Source organism: Spirosoma flavum (assembly GCF_042686045.1).
Taxonomy (GTDB): Bacteria; Bacteroidota; Bacteroidia; order Cytophagales; family Spirosomataceae; genus Spirosoma; species Spirosoma flavum.
The window spans coordinates 41,575-66,652 of sequence record NZ_JBHUOM010000008.1; the positions used below are offsets into that span (position 1 = coordinate 41,575).

Here is a 25,078-nt window from a genome sequence, read left to right on the forward strand (position 1 = left end):
CCCTCTAACTAAAAAAACTATGCCAGCAGATGCAGCAGTAGGTTTTACAGCAACCCTCACAATTGGAGCCGATAAATTTGACGTGCTCAGTTTTGGCACGTCCTTCTCCCGGGATTATGATCAGAAAGGTCGCCCTTCGTCGGCCGTTCGGGCGGGCGATCTGGCGCTCACAATCGAAATAACCCAGAACGAAAAACTGATCGATGCAATGATTAACTCCCAGAATAAGGCTGTTGATGGAAAGATCGAATTCTGGCAATCCGGTAAAGATGGTATCTTCCGATCCGTTGTTTTTACGAATGGCTATATTACCAGCTACAAAGAAGGGTTTCAACCGGCTGGTTCCAGCAACTTCAGCGCGGATATATCTATTTCAGCCGAAAAGGTAGATATCGGCTTAGCCAAATATGATGCTGGCTGGCCGCTTAATAGTTAGTTGATCCCGCATGAGTAAACTATGGGTATGGTGGGTGGCTCTGGGCATATGGGTGATCGTTTCCGTTTGGGTACATATTTTCTACATCAAACGTATTCGATTATCAGAAGAACCGGTTCTATCCCCTGTGCGCATCATTGATGGAACTCAGTTGCGGGTTCAGTTACCAGGCAGTCTGTTTCATCAGGCAGGGTCAGAAATGAAATCACTGGGTGATCGGTCAGCACTGGATACGCTGGCCGATTATCTGATGGCTAATCCCCGCCGATTGCTCACCATAACAGGTTATAACACGCCTGCCGAAAGTAAACTGACGCTGATTCAGAATCTGGGGGCTGTTCGGGCGCTTGGCGTTCTGCAGTACCTGTTGGCGGCTGGCGTGCCCGAAGACCAGGTACAGAGTTGGGGAAAGGCATCTGAATCGCTGCCCTTTGTTCAGGATTCAACCAGTGCCCTGTCGTTTTCCTTTCAGTCGATACTCATTGATGCCGACTGGTTAGCTCGGCACCAGAAATATATTGATCTGTTCCATTCGCTCCAGTTGTATTTCCCAACAGGCAGCACGGAATATATCCACACGCCTGACAACGAACGGTTTGCCAGCGAAGCTATTGCCTTCCTGCGCGACCATCGACGGGAACGGCTGGTTATTACAGGTCATACAGATAGTGTAGGAACGGCAGTGCGGAACCTACAATTGTCAAAACTTCGGGCTATGGCAGTCCGGGATAAATTAATGCAACAGGGCGCTTCTAAAAAGTGGTTCCGAATTGTTGCTCAGGGCGCTAAGGCGCCTATTGCTTCTAATGCGCTGCCGGAAGGCCGCGAAGCCAACCGGCGGGTAACATTGCTTGTAGAACGACGGTAGCATGTTTGAACTGAATCCGTTTCACCTCGAAGAGGCCAGTCTGCTGCACTTCCTGATGCTTCAGGGAACGGCCGTGCTGGCTTATTTTATTTTCCGGGAACGCTTCAAACGTCAGTTAACCCAGTTGACCGATAAGGTGCGGGTTTTGCAGGATGCCCTTGATATTGAGCAGATTGTAGAGCTGGAGGCCGAAGAAGTATTTGCCACGATGCCCGGTCGAGATGATCTGAAGGAAATTGCCGGAATTAACTCAAAGTCCGAAGCCATTCTGAATAGCATCGGTGTTTTTCGATTTACGCAACTGGCCGAAACACCTGTGACTACCGTTCGGCGGGTACTGGCCGAACATGGTCCGTTACTCCATACATATGATCCGGCTACCTGGCCAAATCAAGCCTATCTAGCTGCGGAAGGACGTTGGGACGAACTGCGTATCTGGCAGGAACAGATGCGCCGGGGTGAATCCAGAGACATTAATCATCAGCTCTTGCCATGAATCCATTAAACCCCTGGGTAGCGCTAATTGAAATCCTGCTTCTGCTGGGAATGGCGTTCGGCCTGGGCTGGGGCATTGCCAGAGTGCAATACCGCCACCGGATACAAGCACAGACACAGGCTATCCAGAAGCTTCAGAACGAGTTGAAAAATTTACCGAAATGAAAAAATGAGCGATGTAACAATTGCCGAGTTCTTTGCCATTACGGCCAATGCTACTGCCCTGCAAGGCGAATTAGACTGGTTGGAAACGGTCATTGGGGCTCGTTTGCAGCTCTATTTTGAACAGGAAGGACCCTACAGTACTGTTGAGGAAATTGATGAGCCTGATTTAACCGAGGGTGATTCTGCCTACGCCCGACTAGTTCGAGAACATGGCTTAGATAATTACGAGCGACTGATGTTGATTATGACGCTTGCTCCGCACATCCGTCCTCAGGTACTCGATTTTTTTTATACCCGCAACAGCACATACGACCGGGCATTTACCGAGTTTGGTGGTATTCGGGACAACAATCGGGGTGGTTTTCTGCCAACCGTAGAAACTCTTTTATTTTTGGTAGCCGGGGGTGATCTGATACGCCGTATCCGGTTGCAGACGCACCTATTCCATGAGTCGCTGCTTACGCAGTTAAATATTGTTCTGGTTGGTCCTGCCGGCCCCAACGAACCCGAGACCTGCGGGTCTATAACCATATCGGACGAATACCGGGCGCTGCTTACTACGGGCGAAAGCAACCGACCGGATTATAGTACTGATTTTCCGGCCAGTCGAGTAACAACCTCTTTAGACTGGGATGACCTGATAATAGACTTTCAGATTATGGAAGAGGTGCAGGAGATTAAAACCTGGATTGACAACTCTGACTCTATTTTAAAAAACCCTCAGTTAAAAAAGTACCTGAAACCGGGTTATCGCGCCCTGTTTTATGGTCCTCCGGGCACGGGTAAAACCCTGACAGCGGGCTTGTTAGGAAAATCGACGGGCCTGGATGTGTATCGAATCGACTTGTCCATGATTGTCTCCAAGTACATTGGTGAAACCGAAAAAAACCTGGGCCGGGTATTCGATTTAGCCGAACGCCGACGCTGGATTCTGTTTTTCGACGAAGCCGACGCTCTGTTTGGTAAGCGAACCGAAACCACGTCGTCCAACGACCGGCACGCCAATCAGGAAGTGGCTTTCCTGCTGCAACGGATGGAGAATTTTCCGGGGGTCATTGTGCTGGCTACCAACCTGAAAGACAATATTGATGAAGCCTTTGCCCGCCGGTTTCAATCCATGATTTATTTCCCCGCGCCCAATGTCTCCAAACGGGCGCAACTGTGGCGACAGGCCTTCACCGGATCGGTGGAGATTGATGCTAAAGTTGATTTCGACAAGCTGGCCGAACGATTCGCCATCACCGGGGCCATCATCATGAACGTTTTACGCTCCTGCGTCATGATTGCCGTGAAGCGCCAACGCCCCATTAGCCAAGATGACATTATAACCAGCCTCAAGCGTGAGTTTCATAAAGAAGGGAAAACGCTGGAGGAAATTGAAAAGCAAACTCAACGAAGGTAAATCTCAAAATAGATGAATAGAAACCAGGCTATTGCCAAAATAGTATTCTGGGGCTAAGTGATACCTAAAGCACAAACCAAATTTTAACTGGACAGAAATCACATGATGTTAGATAAGAATAAAAAGCCTCAGAAAAAACTGGGTCAGAACAGAGGTTTGCATCATGTCAATTCTACATTAGCGGTAACACCTTTTACTTCTGGAAAAGAGAAGAAGTTTAGCGCCGTATCAAAAATTAAAATATTCAAGGATAATGAGCTTGCAGAAGGAAAAGTAAAATACAAAATTGTTCAACTACAAGAAAGAGAAAAGACAACAGCCAGCGATACGTTTGTAGTTAATTTGCAGAAAGGCATTGGTTCAGGGAGCGCTAAAACAAGTACGGGCATTGCAAAAAAAAGAGCGGATTTAGATAATGTCAGTGCATCTAATTTAGGCTTGAATTTGAAAAAGGGTAACCCACGCATGTTAGCGCGTCAGATTGCTTCCTGGAAAGTGGCTCGTAATTTAAACATGCGTGTGCTTTCTAATGAAAAATACGCACTCGACGAAGATGGTGAGATACATGGTATCTCATCTATGTTACCCGCTACATCGATGAGCATAAAAGACCTATTGAGCGATCATCAAAAAATAATGACTGATGCTAAATTAGACGATAACACAAAGCAAAATTATTTGGGTAATGTCATTTTTAGTGGAAAAATTCAGAAGGAATTATCAGATCTACAACTACTCGATGCCTTAACTGGTCAAACAGATCGCCACCATGGTAATATCTTTATTGATTTAATCAATCAGTCAGTCCATGGAATTGATAATGATCAGGCGTTTGGCACCAAGCCTATGAAATTTAATGATCAAAACGCTGTCGGAAGCTTCAAAATATACACGAATGACCCTAAAAAAGGAGCTCCTACACGTACGTATGATACGAGTCGTGGATTAGAGTTTACACAGACACAAATAGATATTAACACGGCTGAAAAAATGCTGGCCATGAGCGAAATGGGCTTAGAAAAATTATTAATCGATCGTAGTGGTGCACAGCATGGTGAATTCTTGACGAAGGAGGAAGTAGATATGGCCAAGGTGAGACTCAATGCCATCAAAATACAAATTCAAAAATTGAAAGAAGCGGGCAGTCTTATTAAATCGTGGGATGAAACAACCTACAACGACGCCGTTGGCGGGGGACTAGCCGTGCTATATGAAGGCCTTAAAATGGATATAGTGGACTCTTCGCAGCAGAAGTATCAAAGCTATGTAGCTCGTGAGGTGAATAAAATCGCTCATAATAAGAATCAGTACGGAATTACGTACCCCAAAGGTTATATTCATCACTAGAGTAAATCCAGAAACAGCCTCAACTCTGGTACATATTTCGGCCCGGTTAGTTGATTTTCACAGCACGAACCCATGTGCGGAAAAATGTGCGCTTGCCCGGCACTGCCTTCGGTGCCGTATCAGTTAATAACGCTCGGCTCATCTGCCTCTGCAACGGTAATTGGCCTGGCCGCTTAACAGGCACCTTCGTTGCCTTCGCAAAATAGAAACTGGCCTCACCAAAATCATGGGATCCGCCTTGCTCAACTAATTCTTCAATCAATGTGTCGATATCGAGAGAATCAGCTTTTGGAAGAATATCTTTGAGTTCTTTCCGATTGAATTTTGCGTTTGAATCATCAAGCTTGGTCAAGAGAGCGAACCAGACATCGGCATTCTTATGATACTTTTTATCAATATAGCCGGTGAATTCCCACAACTCAGTCCATCTTTTTTTGTATTTTTCATAGCCTTCCTTCACATTCTTATATTCCACAGGACATTTTTTTGACAGTGCCATGCTGATCGCCCCGCTGTTAGCCGTACGATGCCCTAGCGTTGGCGTCTTATGGTGCATGGTCTCATCAACAAATGCCACAACGCCTTTCACCGGAATGACGGTCATTCCGATCTCTGTTGGCGTACCATGCGCCAGCTTTGCCTTTTGTACGTCTTCAACAAAGACTGGCGGCATGTGTTCCGAAATATATTTATCATATCTTTCATTGCTACCTGGATTGATGATGAATTCGGGACCTGGAACCGGCTCATCATTCACGAAATTGAGATTAACAAACAGGGTTTGCCCATTGGTATCCTTGTGGAACTTAGTCTGGCCCTTGTCTCTGTCCCGGTAGTAATGCACCTCAACGATCACCTTCCAGTCTTCTCCAATTAACCCACTCTTCCGCAAATAGTCGAGCTGGCCAGCCGCTTCCATGGTAGCCAGTGTATTGGTAATTATTTGCTTTTCAACTCCGGCTGCCTTGGCTAAATTAAAGGAACTCTTGCCTATACAATTCCCATCTAGATCGATCAGTTTAGCACCAGTGATTAGATCTTTCAGGTCACTATATGGGGATGTCGTAAATTCAATTCCACCCACGCAAGTATTAGCCGCGTATAGTTTCTGCTCTTCCACTCCAAGCATATTAATTTGCGTTTCCAAGCCTCTAACGATCTCATCCTGAATCTTGACTTCAGGCCCCTTAAACACTCGTGGCTTCGCTAGTAGGGTCAACACCTCTCCAGAGTTCAGCGGATTCAATTTGCTTTTCAAATCTTCCTCCTCTTCTTCCTCCTTTTTAAGGGAGTGCAGATGGCCGTGCATAGCAGGTAACTCTGCACTCCCTCTTCGTCCCTTCTTTTCAGGGTTGCTCTTTGTAGAATGGCTACTTTGTTGACTTTGCATACAGAATGCAGCTTTTAGTGGATATCGTCATTATAAGTAAGGCATCAGGCCCTGCAATAAGGCCACCCATTAAGCTGTGAGTCGGACTGCAGCAGCCTGTTTATGGGCCGATTGGTAAGCGTTAGGATCGTAACGAATAGCTGGACAGCAATTCGATTGAAAATGTACTCTAAGCTACTAAATACTACGAATCAGGCAATTGAAGTGAGTTTATTTCAAACAAACGGTAGGCTTTTTTTTAATCGCTTGTCAGACGATAGGCTAAGCCAAAAATCGGCTTATATTTGATGCTGATGAACGTTCAGCCGTCCCAGCTTACCATCCATCCTGCCAAAGCTACCCTATTGGCCCACATTCGGGTGCTTGAGCCCCAGATTGCGCAGCTTGAGGAAGAAAAGGCGGCCTGTCAATACCAGATCGACCAGTACTACCGGCTTTTTCGGCTCTACCTCGGCGACCTACTGACGCAGACGATTGATCTACAAATGCAATTGGCACTCAATAAGGCTCAAAAAACGGGTCGGCGGAGCGACGCCGAAGAAGCCCAGAACTGGCGGGATCATTTTGAGCAAACCAATCAGGCTGTTCGGGAAGCCATTGCCCATCAACCCACTAACCTGGGCGAAACGGACGAGCATGAACTCCGGCGACTTTATCGGCAAGCCGTTACGGTGGCCCACCCCGACCGCCATATCAACGACCCCGACCGCACAGCCCAAGCTACGGCCTATATGATGCGACTCAACGACGCGTATAAATGCCGGGATCTGGTCGCTATCCGTCGGCTGGTACAGGAACTGGATGATGGGCGGTTGTTCGCGGCCCAACCCGAGACGATTTATGATCTGGAAGAACTTCGACAATGGCACCGGCGGCTTACAAATCGCCAAACTGGTCTGCAAACGGAGATTGATCAACTAAAAGCCGACGATGCTTACCGACTGATGACTGCCAATACGGACTTAATTGCCCATTTTTCGACCCTACGAGACAGTATGCTCCAACAAATTGACCACTTGAAACACCACCTCCAATCGTTGTAAGGCCAACTCCACCGCTATGTCCGACCTCCAGTCCTTACCAACGTATACTCTCCCGATTACTGATCTGCAAAGAGTAGTGCAGGGCGCATTGCAACAGCCCATAAAAGCCCATCCTTATTCAGCCCAGATCATGCGGCAGGCACCCACGGCGTTTCTCTTCCTGATTGACCAGTCGGGGTCAATGGATGAGCGAACGACGTACCGGGGGCAATCGCTTTCCAAAGCTGCAGCCGTGGCTCAGATTATCAATCAGATCCTGCTGGAACTGGTCCTGCGCTGCCAGAAAGGCGACGAGATTCGGCATTATTACGACATTGCACTCATTGGCTACGGCGGTTTCAGCGACGATAAGGCCAACCTGCTTTGGTCAGGGGCGATGGCAGGTAAGACCTTTCTCACACCCGCCGAACTGGCCGGAGCCGCCGTTCGGGTAGACGAAATAGCCACCGAACGTACTATCCGGGGGCGGGTTATCAGAGTTATGGAAAAACGCCCTGTCTGGTTGAATGCGGTCCACCGGCACCGGACGCCCATGAAAAGCGCTATCTGTCTGGCCGAATCGCTGGTGCAACAATGGCTGGACACGCAGGCAGGCAAAGACGTATATCCGCCGACGGTCATCAACATTACGGACGGGGTGGCCACCGATGCAACCACCGAGGAACTGCTGGCCTGCTGCAACCGGCTGAAAAGTCTGCATACAGTAGACGGCCATGTGCTGCTGATGAATATTCATGTGTCCGACGAACACGGCAAAACCATTCTTTTCCCCTACAAAGCAAGCGAACTGGGCAACGATCCTTACGCACGTCTACTCTACGACATGTCGAGCGAGATGCCCGCTTCCTACCACGCCGATATTGCCAATCTATTTGGCCTCGATCAACGGACGACGTATGTGGGCATGTGCAGCAATGCTGACATGGATGCGTTAGTCAAGTTTATGAACATCGGCACACCCACCCAGCACAACCAGAGTTTCACTGCTAACCTGCAAACTGACTCATGAGAAGCCATCGGCAGTCGGTTGGGAAAGAAGCCCCCGCTTACGCGGACAATGAAGACGCCTGGCGTGCCGCCGATGAAGCGGGCATTTGGGCGGTGGCTGACGGAGCTGGTGGCACGGGTATTTACGCCGGAGAATGGGCGCAACACCTGGTACAACAGGTTCCTGCCGTGCCTTTCAGTGGACTGACTGACATGGCAAACTGGTTAGATGGTCATTGGGAAGACTTTTTCAACGTGCATCAAGCTCAGGCAGAAACCGATTATTTCATCGAGCACAAGTTTATGAACGAAGGCTCCTGCGCTACCCTGACCACGCTACATTACAGGGCAGACGAGCTGCACTGGACAGTATATGGTGATGCCGTGGCCCTGTATTTTCATCCAATTACAGACAAATTAGGGGCGGCTAATCCGGATTTACGGCAGTTTGAGTCTGCTCCCTACTTGATAAATTGGCTGGCACCGCCCAGCCCTCCTGGTTTTCGAAGTGGAATTTGGCCGCACCAACCCGGCCAGCAGTATGCGCTACTGTCGGATACATTGGGCCAATACCTGCTTATGGCCTATGCGTCGTTGCATGGGGATGCTGAATCATTGCGAATGCTGGCACAACAACCAACCGCTTTGGGAAATCGGGCACAAGCTCATCTGGGTTATTGGTCAGACAAGGGAGGCCGTTTCGGAGAATCTGTCTGGAATCCGTTTCGAATGGCATTGGCATCGCCCGAAACGTTCTTACCTTATACCCAACAACTTCGAGCCCAAAATCTGTTGGGTGCGGATGATTACACCTGTATTTTAATCGAGGATTGATGTCCCGCCCATGTACCCATCTATCAGCGAATACCTCCAGGCCATTGAGTTGTCGACACTAACTCTCCAGACGCTCAACCATCTGGTCCCCCTGCGCAAACCCGACGGTCAGCTTTTTTTTAGCAGCGGTAACTTTGCGGTTGTTTTTCGGATGCAGGATAACCGGACAGGGCAGTTGGTGGCCTTACGGTGTTTTTTGCGGGAGGTTCCCCAGCGACAGCTCCGCTTACCACTCATTTCGCGCTACTTAGTCGAAAACTCGTCTCGTTACCTGCTCCCATTTACGTATCATACCGACGAGATATGGGTGGATACGCGCTTCGGGACATCTGCCGAATTTGACCTGATTACCATGCCTTGGGTTGATGGACAGCCACTTGCCACCTATGTAGCCGAACGATGCCGCCAACGGGATCAGGAAGCCTTGCAGCAATTAGCCAATCAGTTTGATGAAATGACTCACTGGCTGCTCAACCAGCCTTTTGCCCACGGCGACCTAAAGCCGGATAATATTATGGTAAGCGGAAGTGGCCGGTTGACGTTGATTGATTACGATGGGTTTTACGTACCGGCTCTGGATGGATTAAATGCCTCTGAAACAGGCACGTTACCGTATCGTCATCCCCAACGCACACCAGTTGACTACAGCCGCCATCTGGATGACTTTAGCCTGCTGGCACTTTCGCTGGAACTTCATACGTTGAGCTTGAAACCCGATTTATACAGTGAAACGGAGAGCCTTTTGTTGCATACTCAAACCATAGAGCAGCCTTTTCATTCCGCTCTATGGGAGCAGTTGCGTGGCTTGCAATCCAGGGAGGTTTCTGCTCGGGCGAGTTTGCTGGAATACGCGTTGCATAGCGATGCCGGGCCTATTGCCTCATTGAAACGATTGATGTCGGGCTGAAACGAATTACGTCGGATAGACTGATTTCACACGAAAAAGACCTCAACCCGTAGCGCCAAATTAGTGCTACTTGTTGAGGTCTTTTCCTGTTTACAAAAACGATTTTCTATCGTTTAATAATTTTACGTACCGTCGACTGATTCCCGATTTTGATATAGAGCAGGTATGTTCCAGCCAACTCCTTGTCTAAATATAAGGTTGTCTGTCGTTGGCGGGTGGTTAATTGCTCGCGAATGTGGCCATCAAAACTGATCAATTGTAGTTGTGCCGGTTCTTTTTGAAGGGGCACATCAATATCGATAGTTACGGTACCATCCGTGGGAACCGGATATACCTTCACCGAATTGATGAACGGATCGGCTTCGGCCAGTAGAATATCGACGCGAATCGTTGTCGTATCAGCACCTTCAATTTTACCCAAACCGCAAATATTAGCGACGGATGTTAACTTATAGGTCGTTGTCGTAGCTGGTGTAACGGTCGCCGAATATAGATTCGTTGTGGAGGCAATAGACCTGGTTTCCAAACCGGCCGCGTAGGTTACGGTCCACGGCGAATCGCCGGATAAAGTAAAGAATAGTTCAGCAGGTTCGCCTTTGTAAATATTTTTCTTACTGGCAATAAAAGCAGCCGTTGGTGCTGCCCGCACGGTCAACAGAGTTGGACTTCGCGTTCCCGAAATCGGGAAAGACGTGTTCGATGCGCTTACCCGGATATAATACTGACCAGAAGCAATCGTACCTGGAATAGCTGTTACAATAGTTGGTCCCTGAATAACGCCGTTCGAAATTGGAATATATTTTCGGGCCGCTGAATCCACGTCAGCACTGGCAATTTCGACGGTGAATGCGTTCCCCAGTGTAAATTCTCCGCTGGTCGTAAACGGCACCGTAAGTGATGCACCCGTGCAAACCGTTGACGTTGACAGTGCGGCAGTAGCAATGGTGGGGACTTTGACGGATACAACAGCGGCCCCGGTTGCAATACCAGCACCACAGGCGTTCGAGATAGCCGTTACTGTGTAGGTCGTTGATGCACCCGGCGTAACGGTAATTTTCTTGACGGTTGTCTCCGAATTCGCCGTTGATTCCGCCGTTCCCGTTGTTCCATCCGACAGGGTATAGGTGTAAGGTCCCGTCCCGGTGAGTGTCAGGCTGAGGACGGCTGAACTACCAAGACTAATAGCGGCAGTACCTTCTAGCTTAGCTACTGACAGGGCATTGACCACCACCTTAATCTCCGCTTTCCGGCTTTCGCAACCGAGTAGACTCGTCTGAGTAACCGAATAGCTGGCTCCAGCTGTCACAATTGTCGTGTTTGGAGTAGGAGCCACAGTCGTTATGGCACCGGCTGGATCGATCCATTGTAAATTAGTACCCGTAGCTTGTAAGGGTTTAGCCGTTTCATTCTGGCAGTAAGCAGCCAGTGAGACGACCGTGGGTGGAGGAGTAACATTGACGATATACGTCAACGCAGCTTTAAGACTCGTACACTCGTTAAGCGTCTGGGTCACTTTGTAGGAATATGTTTGAGTAACGTCTACTTTGGTTACCGGCGTTGGGGGCGAAATCAGGTTGTCGTTGGCATCGTACCATTGCAACGCCGTACCAATAGCCGTAAGAGGCTGGGCCAACGCATCCTGGCAACTATTTTGAACCGCAACAACCGTTGGAGCGGCAGGCAGCGCGTTGACAACAATCTGAGCCAGCGCTCGTGGGCTTTCACATAAATTGACGGTTTGACTGACATAATAAGCAAACGTTCCGGCCTGAGTCGTGGGCTGTATAATCGAACTACCTAACGAGGCCGTAGACGTTGCATCAGTATACCACTTTAGGCTTTGTCCGGCGGCCGCCAGAACGATAGGTGTGCTATTCTGACAGACAGGAGCTATTGCTGCAACAGCCGGTGCGGCTGGAAGTGGCGTAATGGTAACTAAAAGCAGACTTCGGTTACTCTCGCATCCATTGACATCGTTCTGACTCACATAGTACGTGAGTACTCCGGCAGTGGTCGTTACGGGGACAGGGGCCACCGAAGAAGGTGTTCCGCCCGTTTGAGCGGTATACCAGTTCAGACTACCCGTTGCCGAAACGGCTGATGCTAACAGAGGAGAAGCTGCATTTTGGCAAACACTAACGGGTGTCGTAGTAGGAGCGTCAGGAAGTGGATTTACCTTGACAGATATGGACGTTCGGGTGCTCTCACAACCAGTGGCATCAGTCTGACTCACGTAATACAGAATTGTTCCGGCGGTAGTGGTCGGGGGAATGGGTGCCACCGAGGAAGCACTACCCCCCGTTGGATTTGCATACCAATTCAATGTGCCACCCCCTGCCGGTGTGGCAGTTAAAGGGATGGCGGGATACCCCAGGCAATAGGCAAGAGTAGGGATGACAGCAGGCGCTCCAGGAGCGGCTCTGATGGTTGCTGTCAGGCTAACCCGTGGTCCTTCACAGTTGTTAACACTCTGGCTGACGTAGTACGTAATGGTACCGGAGGTAGTGACTGGAGGAACTGGGGGTGTTGACGATGCAATTCCGCCGACTTGAACCGTGTACCAGTTCAGACTGCCGCCCGGTGAGGCAATGGCCGAGAGGGCGGTAGCTGTACCGCCTTGACAGTATATTGGTGTTGCGCCTACAGTTGGGTCGGCTGGTGTGGCCTGAATAAGGACTACGATAGCAGCCTGTGGGCCTTCGCAACCATTCACGGTTTGACTTACGTAATACGTAGATACACCTGGGGTGGTCGTTGAGGGAACAGGAGCCACTGGAGAAGGAATGCCTCCCGGATTAGTGCCATACCAGTTCAAAATACCGCCACTGGTCTGTGTCGCAGTTAACGCACCAGCTGTAATTCCCTGGCAATATGTCAATGGAGCTGTGCTGACTGTGGGCGCCGTTGGTAGTGGCTTGATCGTGACCGTAATGGTCGTTCGTGGTCCTTCACAACCATTCACACTCTGACTCACATAGTACGTAAGCGTAGTTACCGTAGACGTAGGCGGGATGGGCTCAACTGATGTTGGTGTTCCACCGGTTGGGACGGTGTACCAGTTGAGCGTGCCGCCCGGTAAGACAGTAGCTGTTAGCGTGATGGGATCCGAGTTCTGACAAATACTAACTGTATTCGTACTAACCACAGGCGCTGCCGGTAAAGGAAGAATGTTGACCGTCATGGTTGTACGTGGTCCTTCACAACCATTGACACTCTGACTGACGTAATACGTAGTAGCGCCGACTGTAGACGTAGGCGGGGTTGGCGCGATAGAACTCGCTGTTCCACCAGTCGAAACTGTATACCAGTTGAGCGTGCCGCCCGGTGAAACGGTAGCCGTCAGAGCAGTGGGAGTCGAGTTTTGACAGAGATTGATTGCACTTATGCCGGGAACTACCGGAAGAGGGGTGATGGTGACCGTAATGGACGTTCGTGGCCCTTCACAACCATTCAATGTCTGACTAACATAGTAGGTTGTCGTGTTTGCCGCTGACGTTGAGGGCGTTGGTGCTATGGCCGTAGACACTCCACCAGTCGAAACTGTATACCAGTTCAGCGTGCCGCCCACTGAAGCCGTGGCCGTTAGAGCGGTCGGTACGCTGTTCTGACACAGACTGATTGTATTCAGACTGACCGTCGGAGAGGTTGGAAGGGGAGCAATGATAACCGAAATAGCCGTTCGTGGCCCTTCACAACCATTGACTGACTGACTAACATAGTAAGTAAAGGTACCCACAGTAGAGGTAGACGGGATGGGCGCGACGGAAGTGGGTGTTCCCCCGCTTGTTGTATACCAGTTCAGCGTGCCACTCGCTGAGGCCGTTAGGGCGGTGGGTGTGCTATTCTGACACAAACTGAATGACGTAATACTTACTATAGGGGCCGTTGGCAGAGGAATAATGGTAACCACTATACTGTCTCTTGGTCCTTCACAGCCATTGATACTCTGGCTCACGAAGTACTTAATTGTACCAGTAGTAGACGTTGGGGGCGTTGGCGCTACGGCCGTAGACACTCCACCAGTTCGAGCCGTGTACCACTTCAGGATTCCTCCGGTAGTAGGCGTAGCTGTTAATACGACAACTGAATTCTGGCAAACGCTAATAGGTGCAGTAGTAGGCGCAACCGGCGTGGCTATAACCGTAACCGTGATTGTGGCCCGGTAACTCTCGCAACCCTTACCGTCGGTTTGGCTGACGTAGTAGGTAGTAACGCCAGGTATGTTTGTTACGGGTGTTGGGGTTGGAATAACTGTGGTGCTGGTCGTATCTGTATACCATTTCAACGTGCCTGGTGCGGTGGCTGAAAGGATAGTCGCCGTTGTGTTCTGACAATACGTAAATGAAGATACAACCGTTGGCTTGGCGGGTTTGGGGTTAATCGTAACGGCAATCGACGCTCGCGGCCCTTCGCAACCATTAACTGTCTGGCTGACATAATAATAAGTTGTTGGGGGGATACTAACCGTCGTTTGCGGTATCGGGGCATTAGCAGAAGCAGCTCCACCTGTTTGAGTCGCGTACCAGCTCAAACTGCCCGTTGCCGTCGCCGACAACGCTGTCGCTGTTATTCCCTGGCAATACACCACTGGATCAGAACTGACGGTAGGGGCTACCGGGAGAGCCTTAATCGTAACGGCAATCGACGCCTTTTCGCTCTCACAACCTTCCAGGGTCTGGCTAACAAAGTAATTCACCGCTGCCCCAATTACGTTAGTTGCGGGAGTAGGTGCAGTTGAGGTTGAAGTTGCATTTGTTCCATACCAGTTTGGACTAGTGCCCACAGCAAACGTAGCTGTTAGTGCTGTAACCTGGTTAGAGCAGACACTAATAGCCGCCGTTCCCGGTGCCGCAGGCTTTGGCTTGACACGAACTGAAATGGATGCACGGTCACTTTCGCAACCATTGGCATCGGTCTGGGTGACATAGTAAACAGTCGTACCCGAAGCCGATGTTGGTGGCGTTGGCGCGGTTGCTAACAGCGCACCTCCTGTATCATACCATTTCAGGTTCTGTCCCGTAGCGGTTAGGGTAGTTGGAGTTGATAGCTGGCAGACAGCAATCGACCCAACTACAGTTGGCATAACCGGTTTTGGGATGACCACTACAGTCAACGTAGCTTTTGGTCCTTCACAGCCATCGACAGTCTGGCTAACCGAATAGGAGGTTGGCCCAACCGCATTAGTCGACGGCGTTATCGACGTATAGGTTTGACTGGCAGTATCATACCATTTTAACGTCCCCGTCGCGATGGCCGTCAATGCGGTGGGGACTGAACTCTGACACAGATTCTGGGTGTTGAAAGTTATGGTCGGCGCCACAGGCAACGATTTGACCGTCACCAAAACAGCACTTCGGTCACTCTCACACCCATCGACACTAGTCTGGCTGACGTAGTAGGTAGTCGGCCCCACAGCGGAAGTGGAAAGTACAGGCGTCACAGCGTACATAGTGCCGCCTGTTTGTGCAGTATACCATTTGAGGTTACTTCCTGACGTAACCGCTGTGGCTAACGAAACAGTACTGGCATTCAGGCAAAGCGTAAGGGAAGTTGTGTTGGGCACAGCGGGCTTGGCATTCACCTTTACAGTAATAAATGCCCGAGTGCTGCTCTCACACCCATTACCATCGGTTTGGCTGACGTAATAGCGAGTAGAGCCGGGCGGATCGGTTGTTGGGACAGTGAAACCTGAACCTGTTGAGGCTGTACCACCGGTTTCGCTCGTACCGTACCAGCTTAGGGCATTGCCCGTAATAGCCGTGGCTGATAAAGAAACAGGCGTATCGAACTGGCAATAAACGACCGGTGTGGCACTAACCGTTGGGGCAACGGGTCTTGACACGGTCGTTACCGTGACGCTGGCCCGTGGGCTTTCGCATCCGTTGGCGTTGGTCTGGCTCACGTAGTAGGTAATAGGGGTCGCCTGGGAAGTCGACGGCGTTAGCGGAGTGGCCAATGGAGTTCCACCACTCAAAACTGAGTACCATTTTAAATTTTGGCCAGTCGCGGTTAAGGGTTGGGCCGTTGCATTCTGGCAATAGAGTAGCGTTGTCGGTGTCGGCACAGGAGCCGCCGGGAGTGGATTAACGGTGAACGTGATCGGCGCCCGGTCGCTTTCGCACCCGCTTATATTCGTCTGACTAACGTAGTATGTGATTGGTGATCCCACGGCAGAGGTTGACAGTGTAGGCGCAACCGTTGAGCCGATGCCCCCGGTCGAAGCCGTATACCATTTCAGGGTACCGGTAGCCGTGACTGATTGCGCCAGCGGGGCGGGTACGCTGTTCAGACAGGCGCTGGGCTGGACTGGTATGGTAGGGGCCGAGGGTTTGGGATAGATCGTCACACTGATTTGCGCCCGTGGGCTCTCACAACCAAACGGATCTTTCTGGCTGACATAATAGGGAAACGCGCCATCTGTGGTCGTTGGCGGAGTCGGAACGACTGTCGAGGCTGTTCCGCCCGTGGCAGCTGTGCCATACCAATTGAGTGTATTGTTCGTGGAAGCAGTGGCACTCAAGGGAGCGGCAACGGTAAGTTGACAATAGGCAACGGGCGTGGTAACGGCGGGACTGGCAGGCAGCGCATTAATGACGACGCCGATGGTTGCTCTTTGTTGACTTTCGCAACCGTTGAGCGTCTGGCTGACGTAGTAGTTGTTGCTCTGACTGGTCGAAGGAGTCAGCGTCAAGGAAGATGTTCCACCCGTAGCAACGGTATAATAGTTTAGAGTGGCATTGGGCACACCCGTAGCCGTCAACGGCACTGCCGGCGAACTTTGACAGTATGTTAATGAGGTTGGACTCACCGTTGGAGCCGATGGATAGGCGTATACAGTATACGTGATAACCGCCCGGCCACTCTCACAGCCATTGCTATTGACCTGACTAACGTAATACGGTGTTGATCCGGTGCCGCCAGTCGAGGGTGTTGGCGCTACTGTAGAGGCCGTTCCATTCGTTGGAACTGTGTACCAGCGCAGATTTGTCCCTGATGTAACGCCCGTTGCCAGTGAAACAGGAGCCGTGTTCTGACAAACGCCCACGGGCTTTGTCGTTGGAGCTGGCGGTTTTGCATTGACAGTAACCGTAATGGGAGCTGCCGTACTCGTACAGCCACCAACCGTTTGGCTAACCGAATAGAAGGTAGTACCCGGTGCGTTTGTTGGGGGCGTTGGCGCCGTACTACCCAGCGAATTATTGGATGGGCCAAACCAGTTTAAGGTACCGCCGGAAACGGATGTAGCCGAGAGCGGGGTCGCCGTTTGATCCTGACAATAAGTAACGGGAGTCGTTACTGTTGGTGGCGCTGGAGTGGCTTTAATAGTTACTGTAATGGCGGCCCGATCACTTTCACAACCATTGCTATTGGTTTGAGTAACGTAATACGTAGTCGTGGTTACGGTCGATGTTTGTGGAGTTGGTGCTACGCTGGAACCTACGCCACCAGATACGGAGGCATACCATTTTAAGTTACTGCCTGAAGTGACCGATGCGGCTAACGAAGGAGGGTTGGTGCTCTGGCAATAAGAAAGCGAAGAGACTACCGTGGGCTTGTCGGGTAAGGGTCTTATTGTCACTGCAAGCGTAGCCCGAGGCCCTTCGCAGCCATTGGTATTGGTCTGGCTCACATAATTATTGGTCGTACCGGTAACCGAAGTTGGGGGCGTTGGTGCCGTGGTGCTACCAGTGCCCCCCGTACTAACGGTATACCATTTCAGATTTTGGCCGGTAGCCGTCAAGGGGGGGACACCCGTCGTGCCCAGGCAGTAAGCTAAGGGGGACACCACCGGTGCAGCAGGCTGCGCATTGACGGTGAAGGCACTACTGGCAGGACTGTTTATGGGATTCGGTAAGATGTTGGAGGTCCTGCGAATGAAAACGGTATAGGAGCCCGTGGCCCGATCAGCGGGAATGGTTCCGGAAACGGACCCATTATTGCCATTCGTCGCTGCCGCACCGATTGGCAAATTAGTGGTATTGGGTCCGTTCAGATACAATACGACGGTACCAGGGTCAGGCAGCGTATACGAGTAAGTTGCCGTGATAGTTGCTCCGGCACAGATAGGATTAGGTGTAACAGACGTAACGTTAACTTGTTGTGCCTGCGCCGTTCCGCAATACGCCAGCAATACAACTAGTACCCACATAAGGGAACGTACATGTAAAGTCATAAAGGGGTGGGTTAATGATCGAAGAGTATTGGGATACACAATGGAAAATATGGTCAGTCTATTATATAATTTGCATATTTATCCACAGAAGGACACAAAAGTCAAGCAGTTTCAAACAGACGGTAGTGATAATTTCATCAAGGCTGGCTTCACCTAAATTTTTGCAGGCATTTCTTGTATAGAAAGTCAGGTATGGATACCAGCGTACCGGCAGTCGGAGCGCCGACTCCAAGTTAACCATTGGCCACCCGGCAACATTTGAGACTTCGCTTACATTGATGCATTTACGTCTGAATTGTTCAAGGATGCGGTGAGTCCTCCAGTATGCAAGAAGGTTACAATCCTTGTTTGCCTACTATTTTTGATGAATCAGTCGAGGGGAGGGTGCGCAGGTAGGACAAGGTTGTGACGTGATGGCTTACCTTTACATCGCTTGTGGATGATACGGGCCCGTTTGCGACGACGGTATTCGTACTGGTTCCGGGAGCCTATTGTAGAAAGGGGTATAATATGGATTGGTGATTAGCTGCCCTTACTCATACACCAGTTGTTTTTCAACTTAAATGGTCACTTTTAAGGCACGACCGTAACTTGACTTATGCGTAACCTGAAAAAAATAGGTCTTTCTCTGGCGTTACTGGGAATGGCATTGGCGTCCTGCACTACAGCCAAACTAACCCGGACAGCATCGGGCGTGACTACGAGCTATCACTATGCCGTGAACCTTCGCCAGTTGGAGCAGCACCGGCTACGGGTAAGTGTACAGCTGCCCCCTACACGGAATAAGCAAGCGGTATTCGTGTTGCCCAAAGTGGTGCCCGGTATCTATGGAACGATGAATTTTGGGCAGTATGTGGCCGACTTCGCAGCTTTTGACCTCCAGGATAAGCCGCTGGCCGTGGTGCGACAAGACACAAATAGCTGGGCAATTGCCGAAGCCAGCCGCCTGCACCATCTTACCTATACCGTATCGCAAACATGGGAGGAGTTTAGCACCACAAAAGGCCGTGTACCCGCTTTTTACCGCTCAGCTGGTAGCTCCTACCATCCCGACAGTGCCTTTGTGCTCAACTACAGCACCTTCATTGGCTACCTGGACGGTCAGTCGGCTCTACCTTATCAGGTACGTTTTACCAAGCCGACCGGCTTTTATGGGGCTTCATATCTAACGCCCCAGCCGCTAAATGATACGACGGATGTAGTGCAGGCACCTACCTATCGGGAGTTAGTGGATGCGCCCGTACTATACGCCCGACCCGACACCGCCTGGATTCAACTCGGGTCAACCAGGGTGCTGGTGGCTCTGTACGACGCGGCTGGCAAGCAACCCTATGCGCCGGTACTGGCTCGCTCGTTGAAAACGATGCTCGAAGCCCAGCGTGCCTATCTGGGTGGCACGTTGCCGGTAGAAAAATATACGTTTCTCATCTATTATAATCAGCACCAGGGAGCTGGTAGGCTGGTTGGTGATGGATTGGAGCACAACCATTCGACGCTGTGCCTGCTGGAATCGCCCGACCGGGATAATCTCGCCAACTACGTTCGGGGCATTGCGTCCCATGAGTTTTTTCATGTGGTGACTCCCCTCAATATTCACGCCCGTCAAATTGAGGATTACGACTTTCGCCGGCCCATCTTCTCCGAGCATCTATGGCTCTACGAGGGTCTGACGGAGTATGAGACGATTCACATGCCCATCCGGGAGAAGCTGGAAACCTTACCCGAGTTTCTGGCGACGCTGAAAAGCAAAGCCAAAGCGATGAGCCAGTATGACGACACGCTATCCCTGACGCAGTTGAGTCGGCAGGTATCGACCCGTCAGGACCAATTTTACAACTTCTATCTTAAGGGCACTTTGTTCAACCTTTGCCTGGACATCAAACTCCGGGAATTATCGGGCGGAAAACTGGGTACACAGGAGTTGATTCAGTTGCTATTGCGTCGCTACGGGCCGCACAAGCCCTTTGTCGACGATCAATTGTTTGACAGCCTGACCCAACTGACGTTCCCTCAGATGCGGGATTTCTTTCGTGACTATCTGGAGTCGGGCAAGCCCCTTCCTCTGGCTGAAACACTGGCTAAAGTCGGCATGGCGTACGATGCGAAAGACTACACAATCAGCCTGGTGGACCACCCAACTCCAACCCAGCTTGCCCTGCGTCGGGCATGGATTGGCCAGTAGACACGGTGAGTTGTTACGTTGAATATGCCTTTCGCAGCACACTTCCAATCAGACTCCCGGCGAATGTTAGGCCAATCGAACCATATAAGCTGAACACTTCAACCTCCCGACGGGTGCTGAGCAGATCTGGTCCGACCAGTACATAATAACCGAGAACAAGTAGAAGAGCTTGAATCAGTGCCAAGACCCACCCTTTGCGCGGTTCGAGGAAGCCGAGTCCCACGGCTGAGGCAGCAGCCCATAAATACGGCCCGTGAATAACCTGACTCTTTTTGATAATATACAATAGAATCAGCCCACTGAGTGCGGTTAAAACGGCATTCAATAGCAATCGTCGATCAAAGAACGCTTGTTTGCCTGGCGGCTGAAGTGGTATCTGCTCACGCAGGCGCTGGTCAATTTGGGTGGCTTTGGCTAGGTCCTGATCCGCTTCCATATCCTGATGGAGCTGCTGGCGGGTTAGACCACGCCAGCGATAGGGCTCGGCCGTGTCGCCATGGGCGTGAAAAATCGCTTTGTCAAAATCCTGAAAGGCTGTTGGATACTCCTGGGCTTCGTAGTGAATCTGTCCGCTTTGCAGGTGCAACTCGGCAATAGTATCGTCGTAGCTTTTGCCTCGGTTTAACTCGACGAGTGCTGCCTGCGGATCGCCTAATGCCCTATAGATGCGGGCCCGGTAAAGATAAGCAACAGCCGACGTGGGCCGAGTGTTGATCACGTCATTGAAATACGTCAGCGCTTTAGCATATTGATCCGTTTCGTAGAGTGTAATCCCCTCGCGCAGTCGATCGGCTTCTATTTCGGCTTTTGACCGTTGATCGGCGTAATACCGCAGGTAGACTACATAGCCAATAAATACAGTCAGTATCGTGAGTTCGAGCATAAAAGGTAGCGCAAGTAATGTATGAAAGTGGTAGAAATCTTACACTTAAACACGTCAGACTATAACTAGTAAACGATGCGCTCTGTCATTCATTTCGCCCAAGTATTTGTTGAGGGGTCTGAAATTTCGATTCCCGGAAAAAGTAAAACCTGTTAAACAAGGAGGGTAGTTTTCGTGGCTCAATGATTAAAAGGTACAGATTCCCGCTAGTACGCACGTTTAAGGGTATCAATAAAAATTTCAATTAATTTAATCTATTAACTTTAAAAGTTGATGTTGCCAACGACTTCCTGATGAATATCAACTAGCTGTCACTAACCCCAGGGGCTACGACCATAGCCCAAAAACAACCATGCTTTTACCTATACTTACCGAATCACATTCATGAACAGACGACGTTTTATTAAGAATAGCTCAGTCGTCAGTATTACGGCTACTTCGCTTGTTGGGGCAGCCTGCACGACCACCCCTAAAGAGACAAGTCCGGCAAACGATTCCGAAGCCTTCACCGACGATTTTTTACTGAATGAATTGACTATTAGCGACTTGCAGAAAAAAATGCAGTCAGGTCAGTACACATCAGCGGCTATCACCCAACTGTATTTGGACCGCATTCAGGCAATCGACAAAAAAGGCCCTAACCTGAATGCGGTAATTGAAGTCAACCCTGACGCTCTAACGATTGCCAATGCGATGGATAAAGAGCGCAAAGCGGGTAAAGTTCGGGGGCCGATGCATGGCATACCGATTCTGATAAAGGATAACATTGACACCGGCGATCAACTGATGACAACTGCCGGTGCTTTAGCCCTGGAAGGTCACAAAGCGGCTAAAGATGCTTTTGTCGTCACTAAGTTACGGGATGCAGGGGCGGTAATACTAGGCAAAACAAATCTCAGCGAGTGGGCCAATTTTAGATCAACCCGGTCGAGCAGTGGATGGAGTAGCCGGGGTGGCCAAACTCGAAACCCCTTTGTGCTGGACCGTAGCCCGTGTGGTTCCAGTTCAGGGTCAGGGTCGGCTGTATCGGCTAATCTGTGTGCTGTTGCAGTGGGCACCGAAACCGATGGGTCAGTAATTGCCCCCTCGTCTTTTTGTGGCGTTGTCGGTATCAAGCCGACGGTGGGTCTGGTTAGCCGCAGTGGAATTATTCCCATATCTAAAACACAGGATACCGCCGGACCGATGGCCCGAACGGTAACTGATGCGGCCATTTTGCTGGGGGCAATGGTAGGTGTCGATTCGGCTGATGCCGTCACCGGCGAAAGCACTGGCAAAGGAACAGAAGACTACACTACGTTTTTAAACGCAGCTGGTTTGTCAGGAAAGCGCATCGGGGTTGAGAAATCATTTCTAAAAGGGCATGAAGGTGTAGTCGGGTTGTACAAACAGGCCATTGAGGTACTGAAAAAACAGGGCGCGACTGTTGTTGAGGTTGATCTACTCAAAAGCCTTCATGATGTTGGTGGAGCAGAGTTTACGGTGCTACAATACGAGTTCAAAGACGGCGTAAATCGGTACTTGTCGACGGCCAATGCAGGGGTTAAGTCATTGGCCGATGTGATTGCCTTTAATAGACAAAATGAGGCCAAAGCCATGCCTTTCTTCAAACAGGAAACGCTCGAAAGCAGTGAGGCCAAAGCGGGATTGACCAGTAAGGAGTACACCGATGCACTGACTAAAACGCAGAGTTCGCGCCAGTATATTGATAAACTGATGGCCGACAACAAGCTGGATGCAATCTGCGGTACCAGCATCGGTTTTGCGGGCTGCATTGACCTGGTTAACGGCGACTATGACACTGGATTTTATTTTTGTCCACCGGCGGCTATGGCGGGTTATCCGCACATAACCATTCCGATGGGCAACGTTCATGGGTTACCCGTCGGGTTTTCACTCATCGCCGGTGCGTATCAGGAAGGCGCGTTACTCACTATAGGCTATGCTTATGAACAGGCTTCTAAAAAGCGGATACGGCCCACTTTTGTTAAATCATTGATTCCAAGTTGATTAGATTTAGTCAGTCTGGAATTGTACGGGTAACCTTCAGGTAAATGCTAAAAACAACTGATTCTGAAAAGGTCTATGAATGAATTAAAGCCGGATACGCGCTGGTTTTATCCAAAAAAACACCATTCCCGTATATTGATTTTCAGAACATATTCTCTGTCATCTGGTTCTTCGTAATGACTTTAAACAAAAGGAATATGCCAGATTCAGAAGAAACTAACACGAGCACGCAGGACACTACTAAAAAGGAAACGGATACAACTGTAACGAAGACTGAGTCCAAAGAAAATGGAAAGGATGTTCCTGGTAGTGAAGTGACAACAACCAAGACTGAGCAGCATGATGATACGGCAAAGTAGCGTATCGATATAAGAACAATGAATTTATTCGTCATTCAGGCTCTCCTGAATATGAACAAACGCCTGGCTTAATCGCTGGGCGTTTTCATTGCGAGCAGATGCCGCAACTTTTGTTACGGGTTAAAAATAATGGGTTACTGTTCGGGCTATCTACAACGATTAAGCCCTTGGTTTCATTTATTAACCAACTTTTAATAAATGAAAACGCACATTACCGTTGGTATAACAGCTTTCTGAAACGAATTAAAACCTAAGTTAATTCTACGAGGGTCCGGTCCCGGCTGATAGGTCTTATCTGGGCTTCTTGACCTTGTTTGTCACGGTATTACCCCGATACTATGCTGATCAACTAATTGTTTGGAGCCCTTCCGCTTGAAAGGCCAGCAGAATGCTCCCTGGTTAAACCTGGAACTACTACACCCGGAATCTGCCATAGTAACCGGCCACTCAACGAAACGCTAGTCGCTTACTGGCAAACATTTCTTCGCTCCGGCGAGTATCTACCCGGAGTGCTATCAGCCCATTGGGCCTAAGCCGCTTGCTTACCCAATGCAACAACCAACGAACCTGCCGGATCAGATCCATTCGGTCAACGATAGCGGACTCTTTATGATCTGGCTTTATAATGTGCCTACCTGGCTATTTGCTTTTTTGACGATTGCTTTTTTTGTCGTTTTGGCTTTAACAGGCTTATTTTTTATTCACCGACGCATCAATCAGGGCACGTTTGCCACCCTGGTTGATAACGGCACAGTAGGTTGGTTCTTTTCCGGTGTGACGGTGTTATATGGCTTACTGCTGGGCTTGCTCACCGTAGCAACCTGGAGTAATTACACCCAGGCCACGGGGCTAGCATCTCAGGAAGCCGCCAGTATTGCGGTGCTCTACCGGAATCTGGCGGGGTATCCATTACCCCAGCGAGTTATCCTGCAAACTCAGTTGCAGGTGTATACGCAGTTCATTGTACAAAAGTCCTGGCCCCTCCAACAGCGGGGTTTCATCCATGACGGGGAGTCGGAAGTGCTGGTTCGACTGCAACGCCAGCTTATGAGTTTCGAACCGACAACTGAAACGACTAAGATTATCCATCAGGAAGCCATTCGGACCTTTAACTCACTGGTGGAACTGCGTCGCTTACGGGCCGAGTCGATCAGTGGGAGTGTACCGGGGGTGATCTGGTATGCGGTGATATTGGGGGCACTGTTGACGCTGGCTTTTTCGTATCTTTTTTTAGTCAAGGATTTCTGGTTTCATGGGCTACTGGTCAGTCTGTTAGCCGCAGTGATCGGGCTCTTGATTTTTCTAATTGCGGCTCTGGATCACCCCTATTGGGGAGAGGTAAGCGTTTCCGCAGCAGCTTATCAGCTGGTATTGGACAAGGTCATGCACGCAGCCTTAAAGTAGAAACGGTTGGCGTAAGGCGTTATCAGCTAGTATGATCGACAATCGACAGCTCCAAAACAGGGAATTCACCTATCCGTGTGGGCTATCATAGCCTCAAGCCAAGCGAGGCATTTTTGTCGCTCACTGTCACTGGCTGGCGTTTCTAGTCAAACAAAGTAGAAAGGAAAAGATAGTGATGTTACTGGTATTAGTT

16 protein-coding genes are annotated in these 25,078 nt (G+C 50.0%); 13 read left to right on the forward strand and 3 right to left on the reverse strand.

Translation table 11 applies throughout. The features are described from left to right. The first annotated feature begins 19 nt into the window (after positions 1–19). The 6 genes from tssD to ACFS25_RS14375 all read left to right on the forward strand — a co-directional run bounded on the left by tssD (position 20) and on the right by ACFS25_RS14375 (position 4,713). Complete coding sequence (gene tssD / locus ACFS25_RS14350; RefSeq protein ID WP_381502013.1) at positions 20–436, forward strand: type VI secretion system tube protein TssD; 417 nt, start codon at positions 20–22, stop codon at positions 434–436. A 10-nt stretch (positions 437–446) separates the two neighbouring features. After that, on the forward strand, positions 447–1,304 hold the full coding sequence (locus ACFS25_RS14355; RefSeq protein WP_381502016.1) for an OmpA family protein: 858 nt from the start codon (positions 447–449) through the stop codon (positions 1,302–1,304). Position 1,305: 1 nt separating this feature from the next. Beyond that, positions 1,306–1,800: a hypothetical protein gene (locus ACFS25_RS14360; RefSeq protein WP_381502019.1), complete on the forward strand. Its 495-nt coding sequence runs from the start codon at positions 1,306–1,308 to the stop codon at positions 1,798–1,800. Further along, positions 1,797–1,964, forward strand: coding sequence for a hypothetical protein (locus ACFS25_RS14365; protein WP_381502021.1), 168 nt, complete (start codon positions 1,797–1,799; stop codon positions 1,962–1,964). The genes ACFS25_RS14360 and ACFS25_RS14365 overlap by 4 nt, the downstream gene beginning before the upstream one ends. Positions 1,965–1,968: 4 nt before the next feature. After that, the gene (locus tag ACFS25_RS14370; RefSeq protein WP_381502024.1) at positions 1,969–3,366 is read left to right on the forward strand and encodes an ATP-binding protein; all 1,398 of its coding nucleotides are present in this window, start codon (positions 1,969–1,971) and stop codon (positions 3,364–3,366) included. Positions 3,367–3,468: 102 nt separating this feature from the next. Next, complete coding sequence (locus ACFS25_RS14375) at positions 3,469–4,713, forward strand: hypothetical protein (RefSeq protein WP_381502027.1); 1,245 nt, start codon at positions 3,469–3,471, stop codon at positions 4,711–4,713. Between the two features lie 46 nt (positions 4,714–4,759). On the opposite strand, the gene ACFS25_RS14380 is transcribed toward ACFS25_RS14375, so the two are convergent. Next, complete coding sequence (locus ACFS25_RS14380; RefSeq protein WP_381502030.1) at positions 4,760–6,103, reverse strand: hypothetical protein; 1,344 nt, start codon at positions 6,101–6,103, stop codon at positions 4,760–4,762. 287 nt (positions 6,104–6,390) lie between these two features. On the opposite strand from ACFS25_RS14380, the gene ACFS25_RS14385 reads away from it, so the two are divergent. From ACFS25_RS14385 to ACFS25_RS14400, 4 genes are read left to right on the forward strand one after another with little or no spacing between them, the layout of a single operon-like run. Continuing rightward, positions 6,391–7,146, forward strand: a complete 756-nt coding sequence (locus ACFS25_RS14385) for a J domain-containing protein (RefSeq protein WP_381502032.1) — start codon at positions 6,391–6,393, stop codon at positions 7,144–7,146. 16 nt (positions 7,147–7,162) lie between these two features. After that, complete coding sequence (locus tag ACFS25_RS14390) at positions 7,163–8,155, forward strand: vWA domain-containing protein (RefSeq protein ID WP_381502035.1); 993 nt, start codon at positions 7,163–7,165, stop codon at positions 8,153–8,155. Further along, entirely contained in the window at positions 8,152–8,967 is an 816-nt protein-coding gene (locus ACFS25_RS14395) for a hypothetical protein (RefSeq protein ID WP_381502037.1), read from the forward strand. Before ACFS25_RS14390 ends, ACFS25_RS14395 begins: the two co-directional genes overlap by 4 nt. Before the next feature lie 10 nt (positions 8,968–8,977). Beyond that, positions 8,978–9,874, forward strand: coding sequence for a protein kinase domain-containing protein (locus ACFS25_RS14400; RefSeq protein ID WP_381502040.1), 897 nt, complete (start codon positions 8,978–8,980; stop codon positions 9,872–9,874). A gap of 106 nt (positions 9,875–9,980) precedes the next feature. Here ACFS25_RS14400 and ACFS25_RS14405 read toward each other — a convergent pair whose 3' ends face one another. Further along, complete coding sequence (locus ACFS25_RS14405; RefSeq protein WP_381502042.1) at positions 9,981–18,047, reverse strand: Ig-like domain-containing protein; 8,067 nt, start codon at positions 18,045–18,047, stop codon at positions 9,981–9,983. 598 nt (positions 18,048–18,645) lie between these two features. Between ACFS25_RS14405 and ACFS25_RS14410 the strand changes: the two genes are divergently transcribed. Further along, positions 18,646–20,229 (forward strand): M61 family metallopeptidase, encoded by a 1,584-nt coding sequence (locus tag ACFS25_RS14410; RefSeq protein WP_381502045.1) that lies wholly within the window; start codon positions 18,646–18,648, stop codon positions 20,227–20,229. A 13-nt stretch (positions 20,230–20,242) separates the two neighbouring features. On the opposite strand, the gene ACFS25_RS14415 is transcribed toward ACFS25_RS14410, so the two are convergent. Then, entirely contained in the window at positions 20,243–21,112 is an 870-nt protein-coding gene (locus tag ACFS25_RS14415) for a tetratricopeptide repeat protein (RefSeq protein WP_381502049.1), read from the reverse strand. Positions 21,113–21,496: 384 nt separating this feature from the next. On the opposite strand from ACFS25_RS14415, the gene ACFS25_RS14420 reads away from it, so the two are divergent. Both ACFS25_RS14420 and ACFS25_RS14425 read left to right on the forward strand, forming a co-directional pair. After that, positions 21,497–23,122 carry an amidase gene (locus ACFS25_RS14420; RefSeq protein WP_381502052.1) on the forward strand — a complete coding sequence of 542 codons (1,626 nt, stop codon included), beginning with the start codon at positions 21,497–21,499 and terminating at the stop codon, positions 23,120–23,122. Positions 23,123–24,030: 908 nt separating this feature from the next. Next, positions 24,031–24,885, forward strand: coding sequence for a bestrophin-like domain (locus ACFS25_RS14425; protein WP_381502054.1), 855 nt, complete (start codon positions 24,031–24,033; stop codon positions 24,883–24,885). Positions 24,886–25,078: the final 193 nt, after the last annotated feature.